The following is a 16,413-nucleotide window of genomic DNA, read 5'->3' as shown; positions in this document are numbered from 1 at the left end:
CCGGACCCTAGAATTGTTGCCATGAGCAACCCTGCCGACGGCCCTCCTGCGACAGGCCGTCCTGAGACCGGCGTTCCCGCGGCGTCCCCTGCGGAGGCAGGTACCGGCAAAGACACCGTCGATGAGGCCCTGAACACCGTGGAACACCAAATCAGTCTCTTTTGGCGGCGGGCCCGGTCGGTGTCCCATCAGCTCTCGCGGCAGGTGCACCCGGACATGGAACCGGCGGCCTACGGCCTGCTTTCGGTCATCCGGCGCGAGGGGCCCATCCGGTTGACAGACCTCGCCCTGAACATCGGCGTGGGCAAGCCGTCCGTCAGCCGCCAGATCGCCTTCCTGGAAAGCATCGGGCTGGTGTTCAAGGAAGCTGACCCCCTGGACGGAAGGGCGCAGTCGATCCGCCTCACCGAAAAGGGCGAGGAAAGGATGCATCAGGTCCAGGATGCGCGCCGCCAGGATTTCCGTGAGCGGCTGGGTGAGTGGCCTGTCGGGGAACTGCAAACCCTCGCCGAATACATGGCAAAGCTCAACTCCATCTTTGAACTCGACGGCTTCGCGAAGGACCCGTCCGCCGGCGACACTGCAAAATAGCCACCACACGCGACAAAGCCTCCGGCCATTGGCCGGAGGCTTTGTCGCACTTCCTGTCTGGCTCCTGCGGACGGCTTACCGTGCGCCGGAAAGCAGGCCCTTGGACAGTTCGTTGTTGAGTTCAGCGTTCAGATCGCGATCAAGGTCGCGGCCGTAGCGCTGTGAGAATTCCTGGGGAACGGTGTCCGGAACGGCAACGCCCTCGGCGACGGCGACACGGTCGCTGACTTCCCTGAGCATGCTGGAAAGCGGCACGTCCAGGGCTGAGCAGATTGAGGAGAGGAGCTCTGATGAAGCTTCCTTCTGGCCGCGCTCTACTTCGCTGAGGTAGCCCAAGGAAACACGGGCACTGTGCGAAACTTCGCGGAGCGTGCGTCCCTGGCGCTGGCGTACATCGCGCAGGACATCACCGATTTCGTGACGAAGTACAACCATCTTGCGCTCCTTCTGTTCGCTCTTGGCCTGATCGGCGAGGCCCACATCCTTCCAGCGGACAACGCCGTTTATGGATACGGGCTGCTTTACCATCTGTATCGCCTTGCTCCTTCATAAGTTCGGTCCGCCGTGGAGCGAACCGTGGTGGTTTATTCATCCTAGGCGCCTCCGCTCTCCGGAAGCGACACAATGTAATAACTAATGGACACCGGGATTTGTTCCCGGCAACTTTACGCCCGGTAGCTTCAGGAAGATAGGGCCGCGATCAGACTTTCGAGTGCAGCGCCACAAGCCTGTCCGCGGATCTCTGCGCGGTTCCCGGTGAAGGCGTATTCGAGATATGACGCACCGTCCGCTGTGGCAACCCCGATAAAGACCGCCCCCACTGCTTTGCCGTCATGTTCCTCCGGGCCGGCTACTCCTGTGGTGGCAACGCCGATGTCAGCATGCAGCGCAGTCCTGGCCCCGGCCGCCATGGCCGCCGCGACAGCACCGTCTACTGATCCGGCGGCGTCCAGCAGCTCTGCCGGAACGCCCAGGACATCCACTTTGACGGAGTGCTGGTAGGCCACCACACCGCCTTGGAGCATGCCTGAGGCACCGTCTGTGTCGGCGAGTACGGCGCTGACCATTCCCGCGGTCAGCGACTCTGCGGTCGCGACGGTGCGGCCCATTTCCAGGGCCTTTTTGACTGTCTGTTCCGCCAGGTGGTGAAGGTTAGTCACGTCGGCTCCCTAGTTGCCAGCTGTAGTTTTTCCGGCCCGTTTGCCCTGGGACCGGATGCGCAGGGCTTCAATGACGTATTCGACGCCGGTCCACACCGTGATCAGTACGGCCGCCATCATGACGGCGAAAGCCACCCAGACAAGCCACGGCGCCAGCGCGCCGAGTGGCAGAAGGTACAGGAAGATCGCGGCTGTCTGAACGACGGTCTTGAGCTTGCCTCCCCGCGAGGCCGGGATGACTCCGTACCGGATGACAAAGAAACGAAGGGCGGTGATGCCCCATTCCCTGACGAGGATGACGATGGTGACCCACCACGGCAGTTCATTCAGGATGGAGAGCATCACCAGGGCTGAGCCGATGAGGAGCTTGTCGGCGATGGGGTCTGCAATTTTGCCGAAATTGGTGACGAGGCCGCGGCTCCTGGCGATGTCGCCGTCGAGCTTGTCTGTGTAGATGGCGACGGCGAACGCCACTACCGCGGCCCAGCGCCACGGCCCTGACTCGCTGCTCAGCCCGGGGGCATCGGCGAGGAGGAACCAGACGAAGAACGGCACCAGGGCGATGCGCAGCATGGTCAGGATGTTGGGAAGATTCCAGATTCCTGGGCTGCTGGAGCCGGCGGCAGTTGCTTCGGTGCTAGTCACACTCCTAGGCTACCGTCCGGTGAGTGACCACGCGTCTTCGGAGCCGTCCTCGTCGTCGCCGGAGGTGCCGTCGGCGCCGTCGAAGTACTCAACCTTCTGGCTGCGCTGGTCCAGGTCCGCCTGCACAAGGTCCTCCGCATAACCGCCCTGGGCGATGTTCGCGTTGGCGTTGTCGCTGAGCGCCGCCGTCTGCGAGTCAGCAACCGCCGGCACGTCCTGGCCCTTCATGGCTGCCAGCACCGACGCGAGATCGTCCGGCTTCACCAGGACGTCGCGTGCTTTGGACCCTTCGGAGGGGCCAACCACTCCCCTGGACTCGAGGAGGTCCATAAGCCGTCCGGCCTTGGCGAAGCCCACCCGGAGCTTGCGCTGGAGCATCGACGTCGAACCGAACTGTGTGGTGACCACCAGTTCGGTGGCCTGCAGCAGCACTTCGAGGTCGTCCCCGATGTCGTCGTCGATCTGCTTTTTTGGCGCCTCGGGGGCGACATCGTGGCGGTAGTCGACTTTGAGCTGGCCCTTGACGTGTTCCACCACCTTGTGGATTTCAGACTCCGTAACCCAGGCGCCCTGGACACGCATGGCCTTCGAGGCACCCATTGGCAGGAACAGAGCGTCGCCCTGGCCGATGAGTTTTTCGGCCCCGGGCTGGTCAAGGACCACGCGGGAGTCCGTGACGGAGGACGTGGCGAAGGCCATCCGGGAAGGCACGTTGGCCTTGATCAGGCCGGTGACGACGTCCACGGAAGGCCGCTGGGTGGCCAGGACAAGGTGGATGCCGGCGGCACGGGCCAGCTGGGTGATGCGGACGATGGAATCTTCCACGTCGCGCGGGGCCACCATCATCAGGTCGGCGAGCTCGTCAACAATCACCAGCAGGTACGGGTAGGGCCGGATGACGCGCTTGGAGTCCACAGGCGGCTGGACCTTGCCGGCGCGGACTGCCTTGTTGAAGTCATCGATGTGCTTGAACCCGTAGTTGGCGAGGTCGTCGTACCGCGCATCCATCTCGCGGACCACCCATTGCAGGGCCTCAGCAGCCTTCTTCGGGTTGGTGATGATGGGCGTGATGAGGTGCGGGACGCCTTCGTAGGCGGTCAGCTCCACACGCTTGGGGTCCACCATGACCATGCGGACCTCATCCGGGGTTGCCCGCATGAGGATCGAGGTGATCATGGAGTTCACGAACGAGGACTTACCCGCGCCGGTTGCACCTGCGACGAGCAGGTGGGGCATCTTGGCGAGGTTCGCCACGACGTAGCCGCCTTCGACGTCCTTGCCGACGCCCATCACCATGGGGTGGTCAGTCCGGCGGGCGTTCTGGCTGCGGAGGACGTCACCAAGGGAGACGGTCTCACGGTCCGTGTTGGGGATCTCGATACCGATGGCCGACTTACCCGGGATGGGGCTGAGGATCCGGACGTCGCTGGAAGCCACTGCGTAGGAGATGTTCTTGGACAGGGCGGTGACGCGCTCCACCTTGGTGCCCGGCGACAGTTCAATCTCGTAGCGGGTGACGGTGGGCCCGCGGCTGAAGCCGGTCACCTGCGCTTCCACGTTGAACTGGTTGAGGGTCTCGGTCAGGGAAGCCACAATCGCGTCATTGGCCTCCGTGCGCTCCTTGGGGATGGAGCCCGGGGTCAAAACGTCCGACGGCGGCAGGGTGTAGGTGACGTCGCCCGCCAGTGAGAGTTGCTCGGTCCGCTGCGGAATGGGAGCCGGAAGGGGCATGGGCGTGACGGGCTTGGCCGGCACCTGCGCAACGGCGGCGTGTGCAGGGTTGAGTGAGCCGGCGGCCACCATCCCGGGTGTGACCAGCGGGATGGCCTCGGTGGCGTTGTCCTCTGCCGGAGCCCTCCCTGCAGTACCGAGGCCCTGGGCGGCTTTGATTTTTTCGACGGCGATTTCCGCCTGGGTGGGGCGGCGCACGCCGGGAGCGGGGCGCGGTCCGCGGCCTGACTTTGCGTCGGCCTCGTCGTCGTCAATGACGGCGTGCTCGAAGGCTTCGTCGCCCACGTAGCCTTCCAGCCCGGCGTCGGACTCGTCGTCCTTACCGAAGAAGCGCCGCTTCTTCTTCCGCGGCGCAGCGGCTGCCCGGGTTTCCTCGAGGTAGCTGCGGTCGTGGCTGTCCCCGTCGTCGCCGGGTTCCTGCAGGTCCAGGCCCATCAGGTGCTCATAGGCTGCCCGCAGGCGGCGTGGAATGGCTCCGAACGGGGTTGCCGTAATGATGAGCAGTGAGATGAAGGCCAGCAGGCCGTAGACCACCACGGGCACCGCCGCGTGGATGGCCGCGAGGGGTGATGCGGCCAGGAAGCCGAGCATCCCACCGGCCTGGCGGAGGCCGTCGAAGCCTTCGGCAACAGTGGGCTGCCCGCCCACAACGTGGGCAATGCCGCAGCCCGCAAAGGTCATGATGAGGAAACCAATCCCCACCCGGTTGTTTCCGCGGCCGTCGTCGGGCTGCCGGAATAGCCGGAAGGCACACACAAAAAGCATCAGCGGCAAAAGCAGTGACATCCAGCCGAAGGTGCCGTTGACTACGCCGTAGACGGCGTCGGGGAACCAGCCGGTCATTCCCCACCAGGCGAAGGTGGCGATGAAGACGCCGAGGGCAAGGTTGAACAGGGCCGCGCCGTCGCGGCGTTCCTCTGCCGGCAGGTCGCTGACATCGGAGCCGATCCTGCGGACTCCGCCGCCGACCAGATGGCCCACGCCCAACCAGGCGCCGCCCACAACGCGCAGCAGCCAGGGCTGCCGCTGTTCGACGGCGGGAAGCTGGCGGGTGCGTGCGGTGCCCGCCGATGAGCCAGCCCGGCCGCCGGTGCGGGTGGACGCTGTGGCGCCTGCACCGCGGCCCGCCGAGCTGCCGGATTTGCCGCCAGTGGTGCCTCGGGGCGCGGGAGTAGTACGAGTGGCCATACGTGCCACGGTACCGGAACTGGCGCGGTTTTCCGCGGATTTCCGGCTGTTCCCGGCCTCATGTTGCGGATGCGAAAGGCCCGGTTCCAAAAGAACCGGGCCTTTCAATATCGCTTGTCTTCGGGGCTGTTACGCCTCGAGGACCACCGGGATGATCATGGGCTTGCGGCGCAGCTTGCGGTTGACCCAGGTGCCGACGACGCGGCGGACAACCTGCTGGAGCTGGTGGGTGGTGTGGTCCGTGCGGTTAAGCACCGCTTCTTCCAGGGCGGCGTTGATCTTGGGGATGATCTCGTCGAAGACCGAATCGTCTTCGGCCACGCCGCGGGCGTGGATCTCGGGTCCGGAGACCACCTTGCCGGTGGTGCGGTTGATGACGGTGATGATGGAGATGAAGCCTTCATCGCCGAGCGTCTGGCGGTCCTTGAGGTCTGCTTCGGTGACTTCGCCGACGCTGGAGCCGTCCACGTAGACAAAGCCCACTTCAACCTGGCCCACCACGTCTGCGCGGTGGTCCTTGAGGTCAATGACGGTGCCGTTGTCGGCAAGGATGACGCTGGCGGTGGGGACGCCGGACTCGATGGCGATCTTGCCGTTGGCGATGAGGTGGCGGGTCTCGCCGTGCACCGGCATGGCGTTGAGCGGCTCAAGGATGTTGTAGCAGTAGAGCAGCTCGCCGGCGGCCGCGTGTCCGGAGACGTGCACCTTGGCGTTGCCCTTGTGGATGACGTCCGCGCCGAGCTTGAGCAGGCCGTTGATGATGCGGAAAACGGCGTTCTCGTTGCCCGGGATGAGGCTGGAGGCCAGGATCACGGTGTCGCCGTCGCCCACCACCACGCGGTGGTCACCGGCGGCCATGCGGGAAAGCGCAGCCATCGGTTCGCCCTGGGAACCCGTGGACATCAGCACCACGCGGTTGTCCGGCAGGTTATCGATGTTCTTGATATCCACGAGGAGGCCCTCGGGAACGTCGAGGTAGCCGAGCTTGGCGGCGATGGCCATGTTGCGGACCATGGAGCGGCCCACGAAGGCCACCTTGCGGTTGTGCTTGGCGGCGGCGTCAAGCACCTGCTGGACGCGGTGGACGTGCGAGGAGAACGACGCCACGATGATGCGCTTGGTGGCCTGGCCGAAGAGCCGTTCCAGCGTGGGGCCGATTTCCTTTTCGGCGGTGGTGAAGCCCGGCACGTCAGCGTTGGTGGAGTCGGACATAAAGAGGTCAACGCCCTCTTCACCCAGCTTGGCGAAGTGCCGGAGGTCGGTGATCCGGCCGTCCAGGGGCAGCTGGTCCATCTTGAAGTCGCCCGTGTGCAGGACAGTGCCGCCGGCCGTGCGGATGAACACAGCCAAAGCATCGGGGATCGAGTGGTTGACCGCTACAAACTCGCACTCGAAGGGGCCAAACTTTTCGACCTGGCCCTCTTCAACGGTCATCGTGTACGGACGGATCCGGTGTTCCTGCAGCTTGGCCTCGATGAGCGCCAGCGTGAGCTGTGAGCCCACCAGGGGGATGTCGGCGCGCAGCCGCAGGAGGTAGGGAACGGCGCCGATGTGGTCCTCGTGGCCGTGGGTCAGGACAACGGCCACGATGTCGTCGACACGGCTCTCGATGTAGGAGAAATCGGGCAGGATCAGGTCAACGCCTGGCTGGGTCTCCTCCGGGAAGAGGACACCACAGTCCACGATGAGCAGTTTGCCATCGATTTCGAACACGGCCATGTTCCGGCCGATCTCCCCCAGTCCGCCCAGCGGAACGATCCGAAGGGTGCCTTGCGGCAGGCGTGGAGGCGTGACAAGGCCGGGAAGGGCGGTTTGGGTCATAGTGCACTACTTTCCAGGCGGAAGGGTGCTGGTCTTAGCCCTTAGGGAAAGACCAGCCCCGCTTCCGCCAAATCCTCGCGGATGGATACGATCTCGGCTTCGTCCGGCTCCACGAGGGGCAAACGGACAATCGAGTTGGGCAGGACTCCCTGCCATTTAAGAATTTGTTTGGCTGCAACGGCTCCCTGGACACGGGTCATCGTTGCCCTGATCACGGGCAGCAGCTCGAAGTTGATCTTACGCGCGGTTTCGCGGTCGTTCGCGTTGATGGCGTCGATCAGTTCGCGGAAGCGGCGCGTTGCGACGTGGGTTGTGACACCCACGAGTCCGACGGCGCCCAAGGACATCCACGGAAGGGTCAGTCCGTCGTCGCCGGAGTAGAAGTACAGGTCAGTCTCTGCCATCACGCGGCTGGCTGCCATGAAATCGGCTTTGGCATCCTTGACGGCGACGATGTTCGGGTGCTGCGCCAAGCGGATCATGGTTTCGGGCTCGATCGCGATGGAGGAGCGGCCCGGAATGTCATAGAGCATAACGGGCACATCGGTTGCGGACGCGACAGCTTCGAAGTGTGCGCGGACGCCGGCCTGGCTGGGCTTGTTGTAGTACGGCGTGACGAGCAGCAGGCCGTCGACGCCAAGCGCTGCCGCCTGCTCGGAGAGGTGCACCGAATGTGCGGTGTCGTTCGTCCCGGTGCCCGCGATAATGGCGGCGCGGTCCCCCACTGCCTCTTTGACAGCGCGGAACATGCCAAGGTTCTCTTCATCCGAGAGGGTGGACGTTTCGCCGGTGGTACCGGTGACGACCAAGCCGTCGCAGCCATCGTCCACAAGCTTGGTGGCCAGTTCGGCTGCCTGCTTGTAGTCCACGGCGCCATCCTTGGTGAAGGGCGTGACCATGGCGGTCAGGAGCGTACCAAGGGCAGGAGCGGTGGCGGATTTGTGAGGCATGGAAAAAACGTTACCCTGTCGGCGGCTGGTTAGGACAATGGGGGCGGCGTGATCCGCGTCAACTAGCGGGCTGCGAAGCCCCCCGGGACAGCGGTCAGCACTCTTTGCAGATCGACTCCCGCGGGGTCAGCGGAATTTTCGCATTGCACTCAGCTGCAGGATGGCGGTGACTACTTCAGTGCCGGTTCCGGCCGCCCTTTTCACTTCGAACCCGTCCGGTCCCCAGAACCCGCTGAGGCCGCAGGAGGGGCCCAGCGAGGTGGATCCGCCAAGGTTTGCCAGAATGGCGAACATCCGGTTGTCCATGGCCCTGGCTCCGATATGCAGGCCAAGCCGCCGTTCTGCCGCCTGCGTGTACAGGGCCGAAACGGCATAGATATCCGCGCCGGCCTGGGCTGCCCCGGTGGAGTGGGCCGGAACAGCGGCATCAAAGCAGATGGCCAGCGCGATCTTCCAGCCATCCAGCTCGATCACGACGGCACCGCCGCCCGCGGCGAAGACCTCCCGCTCCGGGCCGTGGAGGTGGGTTTTGAAGCCGAGTTCGGTGGTGCCGTCGGGGTGGATCACGAGGCTGGCGAGCCGCGGCGTCCCGTCAGGTTCCCGATAGGCAGCACCTGCCACCACGGTGATCCCTGTCCGGCGGCAGATTTCGTGGAGATCGGCCAGACGTGGGTCATCGCGTTGAAGCCACGAGTCGTCAGCGGCCAGGAGCGCCAGGTTGTACCCCGTCAACGACAGCTCAGGGAACACCACCAGCCGGGCACCGTGGGATTCGGCATCCTCGATCAGCCGGACGTGTTCTTGCACGTTCGGGATAATCCCGCCTTCCAGCGCCTGGTACTGCACGGCAGAGACGGTCAGGGCATCAGTCACCCCTTTATCCTAGGGATGCGCGCCTAGCCGAGGGAACTATGCCATCCTGCGGCTTCCCTGGGCTGGCAGTACCGGTCCACCGCAGCCTCCCGCTGCCCCTCAGCCCAGGCCGCGAGCCGCTGGGCCGCCCGGACGTAGTGGAACAGTTCCGTGGGCGTCAAGGCATCGAGGTCGGTTTCGTCCAACCTGCGGGCCAGCTCTGCCCCCGCCGGCTGGGCGGTCAATGTGACGCCTTCCTCCTGCCACTGGATGTCCACAGGGAGCCGACCTGCGACGAGCTGGCGGAAGAGGAAGTCCACCACTCCTGGGCTCATCGCTTTCATCAGACCTGCAGGCTGTGCCGAGGCGGCGTCCTGGGCATCCCGGGCGGGGCGCACCGATCCGCCGGCGGGTGGGGATTCCGGAGACGGTCGCGGCTGGGATGGGGTTTGCATGGTGTCCATATTATTCGAACATATATTCCCATAAACTTCGGGGCTAATTTAGGCCCCTGACCTGCGGTTATACGTTCTGGACAGGTGTCTTTGATTGCCTGGAAAAGATCGTTGGGTCTAGTATTTGCGGCGCCGGTAGGGCCGGTGAAAGTGGTCCCACCTAATCGGGTTATTCAGGCCTCCCGAACGGATGAAGCAGGCAGGGTTGGCGGACGTTGCGGTCCAAGGTACATGGTCACCGCTTCCCAGAGGAAGAACGTCGTCCCGGCAGAGTCGAAGCCAGCCTCGGCAAGCTTCTCGAACCAGGCCTCTGCCTGGAAGTCGGCGGCCAGCTGGGTGATGCCGGGGAGGTGCCGGGCGAGGGCGGCGGCGTAGAAGGTGGTCCGTGCGCTTTGTTGATGACGCATGGGGGTCGCCCTCGTACGGATAGCGGTAGATCCTTGGAAAGTAGCCGATGAGGAAATGAGCCGCCATCGTCGGTGTGGTCGCCAGTCCGAAGCCGGCCCGGGAAACATCGGGCATGACCATCATGAGCCGCGATGCTGGTTCATCCGCCCTGGCGCCCAACCGGTACTGCATGTATCGCGTGTAGAGCGAAGCGAACAGGGTCGCCGACACACGCGCCTGCCGGCTGAAGACGAGCAGCTTAGGCACAGCCCGCAAGTAACCGATTGTCCCCACCGGGACGAGCGCCACCTGGATCACGCGAAATAAGGCAACCGATGCCGTTCCTCGCATTCGCCGCATCTTGCCCCGGTTCCGCGCACGCGCCTGCCACCCATGCTCCTCCGGCGGGCAGTAGCGGTCAACACGCTTCGTGTGCTGCCCCTGACCAACTCAATACCGGCCCGGGGCCGCGACGCAGTTCTGCATGAGAGCTTCCTCGCAACCCGATGACGACCCGGTTTGCACGTATTCGACGCATCGCCGAATAGCGTCAGGGGTTCCTTCAGAAGGACGGATTTGTCATCGCCGGCCCGTCAACCCTCGCACGAAGGGTGCTTTCCCCAAAGCGGTCCGTTCAACGCGTTCAACAACGTGTACGTCCACCTGGGTGTCTACTACACCGGCTTCGTTGAGCGCGCCGGCTACGGCAGTCCGAACCCCTTCGGTGGAGGCTCCGGGAGCGAGGCCTGCGAGGAGGACCCGCAGCCCGGACGGCTCCTGGATGACCTGCCACCCCGCACTTCCTGCTTCGTCAAGTACGTGGTGGAACACTATCGGGTGGACGCTGACCGGCCCCTCCGTGCCTGGCAGCTGCAGGACGTCTTCGATCCGCCCTTCGATGTCCTCCAGAAGGGTGAAGGGGCGTCCGCAGGGGCAGCCCCGTCCGCCCAGCCTCACAGTGTCGGACATTTCGTAGCGGATCAGCGGCAGGGTCCGGGAGAACAGCACGGTGACGAGGAGCTTTGACCCGGTTGTCCCGGCCGGGACGGGGTTGCCGGCCTGGTCCACGGGTTCGATGATCAGCAGGTCCTCGTAGACATGGCGGTTCCGGTAGGTGCAAGGGGAGGCGATCCCGGCCGTTTCGGTGGCGGCGTAGACATCGAAGGGGGCGCTTCCCCATGCCGCCTCCAGTTCCGAGGCGGTGTGTGGGCTGAGCACTTCGGAGGCGGACATCACGCCCTGCGGCGAGATGCGCAGGCGTCCGGCCCGCTGCTCCGCCGCGAGGGGTTTGAGTGCTGAGGCGTAGCCCACCAGGATCCTGGGCTGGAACCGGTTCAGCGCGGCGACCGTCTCATCCATGGGTGCGGTGACGTCCAGGCGGAGGGTGGGGACGAGTCCGGAGCGCAGGGATGCTCCGACGACGGCGGACTGGTGTGTGGGGACGCGGGAGCTGACCAAGGCCATTTTCAGCGGCCGGGTCAGCCCGGCGGAGATCCCTGCCCAATCGTTGGCGCGGGCGTAGGAGGCCAGGACGGTCGCCCATTCCGTGCGGTTCCAAATGAAGGTTCCGCGCCGGCCCGTGGTCCCGGCCGTCGCAGCTGCCCACCACCGGCCCTTCCACGGCACTCCCGGGTCTCCACCGCCCTGCGTCAGGGACCGCAGATGGTTCTCCAGATCCGCCAGCCTCAGGTCCGGTGTGGTGACGGCCTCGTCGAAGTGGTCCATCAGGTCCGCTTTCGTCACCGACGGCAGCTGGTCCAGCGGACCGTCGTGCAGTCCGGCATGATGGCGCCGGTAGAACTCCGAGCCGGCGTAGGTTGCGCGTCGCAGTTCCTGCAGGGCGCGTTCCTGGTGGGCGGTGATCCGCGCGGCGTCCCAGTGGTCCCTTCTCCGCCATGCGGCCCGTAGGAACAACACACGGGAGATGAGGTGGATGTCCATGGCGGGATGGGCCTAACGGTTCCCGGCCGGGGCCAGCGGCCGGGCAGCATGCGCCGTGGTGGCCTCGGGCGTCGCCGGCCGGGGAAGCCGCAACCTCTTGAGCAGCAGGGCGTTGACGGCGACCAGGAAGCTGGAACCGGACATCGACAGGGCCGCTATCTCCGGGCTGAGGACGATCCCGGCGAAGGCGAACACCCCTGCCGCGATGGGCAGCGCTATCGCGTTGTACCCCACGGCCCAGCCCAGGTTCTGCCGCATTTTCCGCAGGGTGCCTTTGCCGATCCTCAGGGCGATCGGCACATCCAGCGGGTCCGAGCGCATGAGCACGACGTCGGCCGTTTCGATGGCCACATCGGTGCCGGCGCCGATCGCGATGCCGAGGTCGGCCTGCGCCAGGGCCGGGGCGTCGTTGACGCCGTCCCCGACCATGGCGACCCTTCCGCGCTTCTGCAGCTCGGCGATCTTCGCTGATTTGTCTCCGGGGAGCACTTCGGCGATGACGGTGTCGATGCCCAGCTGGCCGGCGATCCTCCGGGCGGTGGCTTCGTTGTCCCCGGTGAGCATGACGACTTCGATCCCGGCCTCGTGCAGGGCCGCGACTGCAGCAGCCGCGGTTTCCCTCGCAGCATCCGCCAAAGCGATCACCGCCGCGGCCCGGCCGTCGACGGCGACGAGCACGGCGGTCCGGCCGGTGGCGGCAAGTTCATCGCGCACCGCGGCCAGCGGGCCTAGGTCGATGCCTTCGTTGGCCATGAGTTTGCGGTTGCCGACCAGTACCCTGTGTCCTTCCACGGTCGCGCCGGCCCCGTGGCCTGGAACGTTCAGGAAATCCGAGGCAGCCAGGACGGCCGCGCCGTGTTCGCGGGCGTGCCGGACCACGGCCGCAGCGAGAGGGTGTTCGGATTCCTGCTCCACGGCGGCGACGAGCGCCAGGAGTTCGTTTTGGTCGATTCCTTCAACAACAACGTCGGTCACTTCCGGTTCGCCCTTGGTCAGGGTGCCGGTCTTGTCCATCACGACGGTGTCGATCCGTGCGGAGACCTCCAGGGCGGTGGCGTTCTTGAACAGGACGCCCCGTTTGGCGCCGAGCCCGGTGCCCACCATGATGGCCGTCGGCGTGGCAAGCCCCAACGCGTCGGGGCAGGTGATCACAACAACGGTAATGGCGAACAGCAGGGCCGCCTGGACTCCGGCGCCGAGGGCGAGCCAGGCGGCGAACGTCACGGTTCCGCCGATCAGGGCGACCAGGACCAGCCAGAACGCGGCCCTATCGGCCAGCCTCTGGCCTGGTGCCTTGGAGTTCTGGGCTTCCTGGACGAGGGCCACGATCTGCGCCAGGGCAGTGTCTGCTCCGACCTTGGTGGCCCGGACCCGCAACGTGCCGGTGGTGTTGATGGACGCGCCGATCACTTGTGAACCGATGGCCTTGGTCACCGGAAGGCTCTCGCCCGTGACCATGGACTCATCGACCTCCGACTGGCCGTCCTCGACCTCCCCGTCAACGGGAATTTTCGACCCCGGCCGGATCAGCAGCAGGTCCCCGGTCTGGACTTCGGACGTGGGGATCTCAACCGTGTCGCCGTCGCGGATCACGACCGCGACCGGCGGAGCAAGCTCGAGCAGCGTGCGGATGGCCTCGTTCGCTCCGCCCCGTGCGCGCATCTCGAACCAGTGGCCCAGCAGCACGAAGGAGGCAAGGACGGTGGCCGCTTCATAGAACACTTCACCGCCGCCGGTGAAGGTGACCCAGACGCTGTACAGCCACCCGGTGCCCACGGCGATCGCGACCAGGACCATCATGTCCAGCGTGCGGGCCTTCAGCGCCCGGTAGGCGCCGTCGAAGAAGATCCATGCCGAGTAAAAGATGACCGGCAGGGACAGGATCAGGGCCATGACGTCGTCACGGAGCCCGAACGGGGTAGGGGCGGTGAAGCCGAACATGTCCCGGCCCATCGGGGACCACAGCGTCACCCCGATGGACAGGACCGCAGCGACCCAGAACCGGTTGCGCATGTCCTTGACCATGTCATCCATAGACATTCCGGCGTGGTGTCCGCCGTGGCCCATCATGTCCTGAGCGGTCCGGGCCATCTCACCGTGCTGGTCCGGGCCGTGGCCTGCATGGCTCTCGGCCGGCGGATGGGCATGCCCGGTGTGGGGTTCCGAGGTTTCCGGCGCATGACCCGGGTGCATGGCGTGCTGATCACGCTCCACCGGATGCACGTGCTCCATCGGATGGACGGTCCCGGCGGGTTGGACGTGTCCGGACGGCCGGTGACCGGCACCGGCTTTACGCGTGGTGGGGTGCATCAGCCCGGGGGTGCGCACTGTTTCTTCCATCGGGTAGCAGACGTGGTTGGGAACCGATTCGCCCCGGCAGTGGTATCCGCAGTCCCGTACCCACCCGGAGATCTGCTCCACCGAGGTCACTGACGGGTCAAAGCTCACGGTCGCGGTCTGGGCGACCGGGTTCGCGTCGACGGCGGCGACTCCGGGCCGCTGAAGCAGCACGCGTTCCACTACCGCCTTGGAGGTGGCCCAGTGCAGGCCGCGGACCTCCACGACGGTGCGTTTCAGCGGTGTGGTCACTGCTCCTCCTTCAGCCCCGCTGCTGGACCGACGTCCCGGAAAGCAGAAGGCATGCTTGGGCGATTGGCCTGCGCCGGTCGTTGAGCGTGAGCGGGCTTCGGGTCAGCAGGCATGGCGCGTCCTTTTGCAATGAAGGGATTCGGGCGGGGCAGCGGGCTCTATCAACCCCGTTGCCGGACCTTCACTGCGTATGGGCTCTCGCCCGGGACGTCGCTTTCCGGTTACACTGAACATATACCCCCCAGGGGTATACGTCAAGGTCTCGGACCGGATCTGGCGGCGGGTCACGCTCCGCGTCCGCGGCGGAGCACGGCGAGGCGGGCGGTGTACTCGCTCTCGTCGATTTCACCGCGGGCAAACCGTTCCGCGAGCAGATTCTCTGCGACGCCCGCACCGGGTGCGCCGCCCTCGTACCGGCGGCTGCCCGCTCCCATGGAGCGGGCGAAGAGGATAATGGCGGTGATGATGGCGGCCCAGAACAGCACAAAGCTCACCCCCATCAGGATGTACCCCCAGACGCCCATGTTCCCGTCCCAATACATCATCGCTGTCTCCTCCCTGCACGCGGACGCACCAGTGCCGCCCCCTGCGGTTCATTATCGTCCCGCCCGGTGTGCGGCGTCAGAGTCTTTGGTCCCCTTGCCCCCCGGCGGCGGGCGTTCCCCGGGGAGGAACAGGGAGACGCCGATGACAGGTCGTACCCGTAATCAGTGGACATGGTCGTCAGCTCCCCCGGGCCCGGGGCGGGCAGGGCCGCCCGGGGCTTCCTGCTCGCCGTGCCCCTGATGGGTGGAGCCACCGTGTCCGCCGTGGCCCCCATGCCCGAACATACAAAAGCTCATCACCAGCACCACACCCAGATAGGGCAGCGCATCCAGGACATGGAGCCAGTGGTTGGTGACGAGGTAGATCGACGCTGCGGCGATGAGGACTATCAGCAGCGTCTGTGTCCACGGTTGGTATGGGCCGCGGGACGGCCGCGGTGCTTCAGGGAGACGCGGATCAGGAAGACTACTCATACCCTGAGTGTTGACCCGCAGGGTCCCGTCGGCAAGGGCCTAACGGCCCGCAGTGCAGGGAGGCGGACGAGGCTGCCCGGTGCTGCAACAACCCTTGCGCAACATACCCCTAGGGGGTATTCTTTCAGTGTTGCCAGTGACGTGGTTTGTCCAGGCCCGGGCCGTTACAGCCGTTCAACCGCAACAGCTCTTTCCCGTCCCTCGCTTCGAAGGAAACTGACATGTGCGGAACACCCGAACCACGAACCCGGCTGCCCCTGGCATCCACGGCGCAGCAGGGCTGCAGCTGCTGCTCGCCCGCCGCCGAAAAGCGTGCTGCGGCTCCGGCCGCCGGAAAGCCGGCGGTTCAGGCTTCCGGTGCGCAGTACGCCCTGGAAGGGCTGACCTGCGGACACTGCGTCCGGACCGTTGAAAAGGCCGTGTCCGGTGTGTCCGGGGTTGAATCGGCAACAGTGGACCTGGTCCCGGGCGGCACGTCCCGGCTGAGCATCACCGGCACCGCGGACCGGGAGGCGCTGGCTGAGGCCGTAAGCTCCTCCGGCTATGTCCTGGCCGGCGCGAAATAGCCTTCACCCACGCAATCCGCGGGCCCGGGTGAGCACCGGATTCCCGGGCTCCGCGGGTGGTCAGTGGCCGCCGGTGTGATCGGCGGTGTGATCCAGGGTGGGCACCGGGCCAGGGGTCACGTCCCCTCCGGTGCCACTGATGGCCGGGCCGATGACAAACGCGGACAGGGAGAACATGGCGCCGAAGACCAGCAGTCCCAGCGCCGGTGCGACCCAGCTGCCAAACCGCCGGTGGAGGCGGACGAGCATGGGAACGGACGCCAGGAGCCCCAGCGCCCCGAACAGCGCAGTGCCGCCGGATCCTGCCACCAGTGCGGTCCCGGCGAGCAGCCCGATGTGGTGCAGGACGTGCGGCAGGATCCCCATGACCAGGCCCACCGCGCCGACGACCGTGTGCCACAGGCCTTGGAAGCTGCCCCGGAAGGTCCGTCCTGGAACCGTCCCTCTGTGGGGGTCGGCCAGCGGATGAGCGTGGGAGGTGTGGTCACCGGTCACCGTCGCTGCTTTCGCCGTCGGGG

At 65.8% G+C, this 16,413-nt stretch carries 16 protein-coding genes; 2 read left to right on the top strand and 14 right to left on the bottom strand.

All coding sequences use genetic code 11. The annotated features are described in order from the left end of the window. Positions 1–21 precede the first annotated feature (21 nt). Positions 22–591 (top strand): MarR family winged helix-turn-helix transcriptional regulator, encoded by a 570-nt coding sequence (locus NG696_RS10185; RefSeq protein ID WP_256472086.1) that lies wholly within the window; start codon positions 22–24, stop codon positions 589–591. A 75-nt stretch (positions 592–666) separates the two neighbouring features. Here the strand turns inward: NG696_RS10185 and NG696_RS10180 are convergent, their stop codons facing one another. From NG696_RS10180 to NG696_RS10120, 13 genes are all read right to left on the bottom strand, one after another. Continuing rightward, complete coding sequence (locus NG696_RS10180) at positions 667–1,119, bottom strand: helix-turn-helix domain-containing protein (RefSeq protein WP_056342905.1); 453 nt, start codon at positions 1,117–1,119, stop codon at positions 667–669. Between the two features lie 152 nt (positions 1,120–1,271). Continuing rightward, on the bottom strand, positions 1,272–1,751 hold the full coding sequence (locus NG696_RS10175; RefSeq protein ID WP_252564743.1) for a CinA family protein: 480 nt from the start codon (positions 1,749–1,751) through the stop codon (positions 1,272–1,274). A 9-nt stretch (positions 1,752–1,760) separates the two neighbouring features. Continuing rightward, positions 1,761–2,396, bottom strand: a complete 636-nt coding sequence (gene pgsA, locus NG696_RS10170) for a CDP-diacylglycerol--glycerol-3-phosphate 3-phosphatidyltransferase (RefSeq protein WP_252575320.1) — start codon at positions 2,394–2,396, stop codon at positions 1,761–1,763. A gap of 9 nt (positions 2,397–2,405) precedes the next feature. Continuing rightward, a complete protein-coding gene (locus NG696_RS10165; protein WP_252564746.1) occupies positions 2,406–5,315 on the bottom strand; it encodes an FtsK/SpoIIIE family DNA translocase in 2,910 nt (969 codons plus the stop codon). A 129-nt stretch (positions 5,316–5,444) separates the two neighbouring features. After that, positions 5,445–7,136, bottom strand: a complete 1,692-nt coding sequence (locus tag NG696_RS10160; protein WP_252564748.1) for a ribonuclease J — start codon at positions 7,134–7,136, stop codon at positions 5,445–5,447. 41 nt (positions 7,137–7,177) lie between these two features. Beyond that, positions 7,178–8,086, bottom strand: coding sequence for a 4-hydroxy-tetrahydrodipicolinate synthase (gene dapA / locus NG696_RS10155; RefSeq protein WP_252564750.1), 909 nt, complete (start codon positions 8,084–8,086; stop codon positions 7,178–7,180). Between the two features lie 126 nt (positions 8,087–8,212). Then, the gene (locus NG696_RS10150) at positions 8,213–8,959 is read right to left on the bottom strand and encodes a carbon-nitrogen hydrolase family protein (RefSeq protein WP_252575319.1); all 747 of its coding nucleotides are present in this window, start codon (positions 8,957–8,959) and stop codon (positions 8,213–8,215) included. Between the two features lie 23 nt (positions 8,960–8,982). Next, a complete protein-coding gene (locus tag NG696_RS10145) occupies positions 8,983–9,393 on the bottom strand; it encodes a hypothetical protein (protein ID WP_252575318.1) in 411 nt (136 codons plus the stop codon). A gap of 173 nt (positions 9,394–9,566) precedes the next feature. Next, entirely contained in the window at positions 9,567–9,800 is a 234-nt protein-coding gene (locus NG696_RS10140; protein ID WP_252564756.1) for a class I SAM-dependent methyltransferase, read from the bottom strand. Between the two features lie 559 nt (positions 9,801–10,359). Continuing rightward, on the bottom strand, positions 10,360–11,721 hold the full coding sequence (locus tag NG696_RS10135; RefSeq protein ID WP_252575317.1) for a phenylacetate--CoA ligase family protein: 1,362 nt from the start codon (positions 11,719–11,721) through the stop codon (positions 10,360–10,362). A gap of 12 nt (positions 11,722–11,733) precedes the next feature. Then, positions 11,734–14,310 (bottom strand): heavy metal translocating P-type ATPase, encoded by a 2,577-nt coding sequence (locus NG696_RS10130; RefSeq protein WP_252575316.1) that lies wholly within the window; start codon positions 14,308–14,310, stop codon positions 11,734–11,736. Between the two features lie 284 nt (positions 14,311–14,594). Continuing rightward, positions 14,595–14,855 carry an SHOCT domain-containing protein gene (locus NG696_RS10125; RefSeq protein WP_252564762.1) on the bottom strand — a complete coding sequence of 87 codons (261 nt, stop codon included), beginning with the start codon at positions 14,853–14,855 and terminating at the stop codon, positions 14,595–14,597. A gap of 162 nt (positions 14,856–15,017) precedes the next feature. Further along, positions 15,018–15,329, bottom strand: a complete 312-nt coding sequence (locus NG696_RS10120) for a DUF2933 domain-containing protein (protein ID WP_252575315.1) — start codon at positions 15,327–15,329, stop codon at positions 15,018–15,020. Positions 15,330–15,550: 221 nt separating this feature from the next. Here NG696_RS10120 and NG696_RS10115 point away from each other — a divergent pair, with 221 nt between their 5' ends. Further along, positions 15,551–15,895 carry a heavy-metal-associated domain-containing protein gene (locus tag NG696_RS10115; RefSeq protein ID WP_252575314.1) on the top strand — a complete coding sequence of 115 codons (345 nt, stop codon included), beginning with the start codon at positions 15,551–15,553 and terminating at the stop codon, positions 15,893–15,895. A 60-nt stretch (positions 15,896–15,955) separates the two neighbouring features. Here NG696_RS10115 and NG696_RS10110 read toward each other — a convergent pair whose 3' ends face one another. Further along, positions 15,956–16,390 (bottom strand): CPP1-like family protein, encoded by a 435-nt coding sequence (locus NG696_RS10110; protein WP_252564768.1) that lies wholly within the window; start codon positions 16,388–16,390, stop codon positions 15,956–15,958. Positions 16,391–16,413: the final 23 nt, after the last annotated feature.

It is taken from the genome of Pseudarthrobacter cellobiosi (assembly GCF_023913755.1).
In the GTDB taxonomy this organism is placed as follows: domain Bacteria; phylum Actinomycetota; class Actinomycetes; order Actinomycetales; family Micrococcaceae; genus Arthrobacter; species Arthrobacter cellobiosi.
This window is presented reverse-complemented; position numbering and strand designations above follow the sequence as displayed.

What these genes read in the sequence shown, in the direction of transcription:
- NG696_RS10185 (WP_256472086.1), top strand. Translation starts at nt 22, where the DNA reads ATGAGCAACCCTGCCGACGGCCCTCCTGCGACAGGCCGTCCTGAGACC.
- NG696_RS10180 (WP_056342905.1), bottom strand. Translation starts at nt 1,119, where the DNA reads ATGGTAAAGCAGCCCGTATCCATAAACGGCGTTGTCCGCTGGAAGGAT.
- NG696_RS10165 (WP_252564746.1), bottom strand. Translation starts at nt 5,315, where the DNA reads ATGGCCACTCGTACTACTCCCGCGCCCCGAGGCACCACTGGCGGCAAA.
- NG696_RS10160 (WP_252564748.1), bottom strand. Translation starts at nt 7,136, where the DNA reads ATGACCCAAACCGCCCTTCCCGGCCTTGTCACGCCTCCACGCCTGCCG.
- dapA (WP_252564750.1), bottom strand. Translation starts at nt 8,086, where the DNA reads ATGCCTCACAAATCCGCCACCGCTCCTGCCCTTGGTACGCTCCTGACC.
- NG696_RS10145 (WP_252575318.1), bottom strand. Translation starts at nt 9,393, where the DNA reads ATGCAAACCCCATCCCAGCCGCGACCGTCTCCGGAATCCCCACCCGCC.
- NG696_RS10140 (WP_252564756.1), bottom strand. Translation starts at nt 9,800, where the DNA reads ATGCGTCATCAACAAAGCGCACGGACCACCTTCTACGCCGCCGCCCTC.
- NG696_RS10135 (WP_252575317.1), bottom strand. Translation starts at nt 11,721, where the DNA reads ATGGACATCCACCTCATCTCCCGTGTGTTGTTCCTACGGGCCGCATGG.
- NG696_RS10125 (WP_252564762.1), bottom strand. Translation starts at nt 14,855, where the DNA reads ATGATGTATTGGGACGGGAACATGGGCGTCTGGGGGTACATCCTGATG.
- NG696_RS10120 (WP_252575315.1), bottom strand. Translation starts at nt 15,329, where the DNA reads ATGAGTAGTCTTCCTGATCCGCGTCTCCCTGAAGCACCGCGGCCGTCC.
- NG696_RS10115 (WP_252575314.1), top strand. Translation starts at nt 15,551, where the DNA reads ATGTGCGGAACACCCGAACCACGAACCCGGCTGCCCCTGGCATCCACG.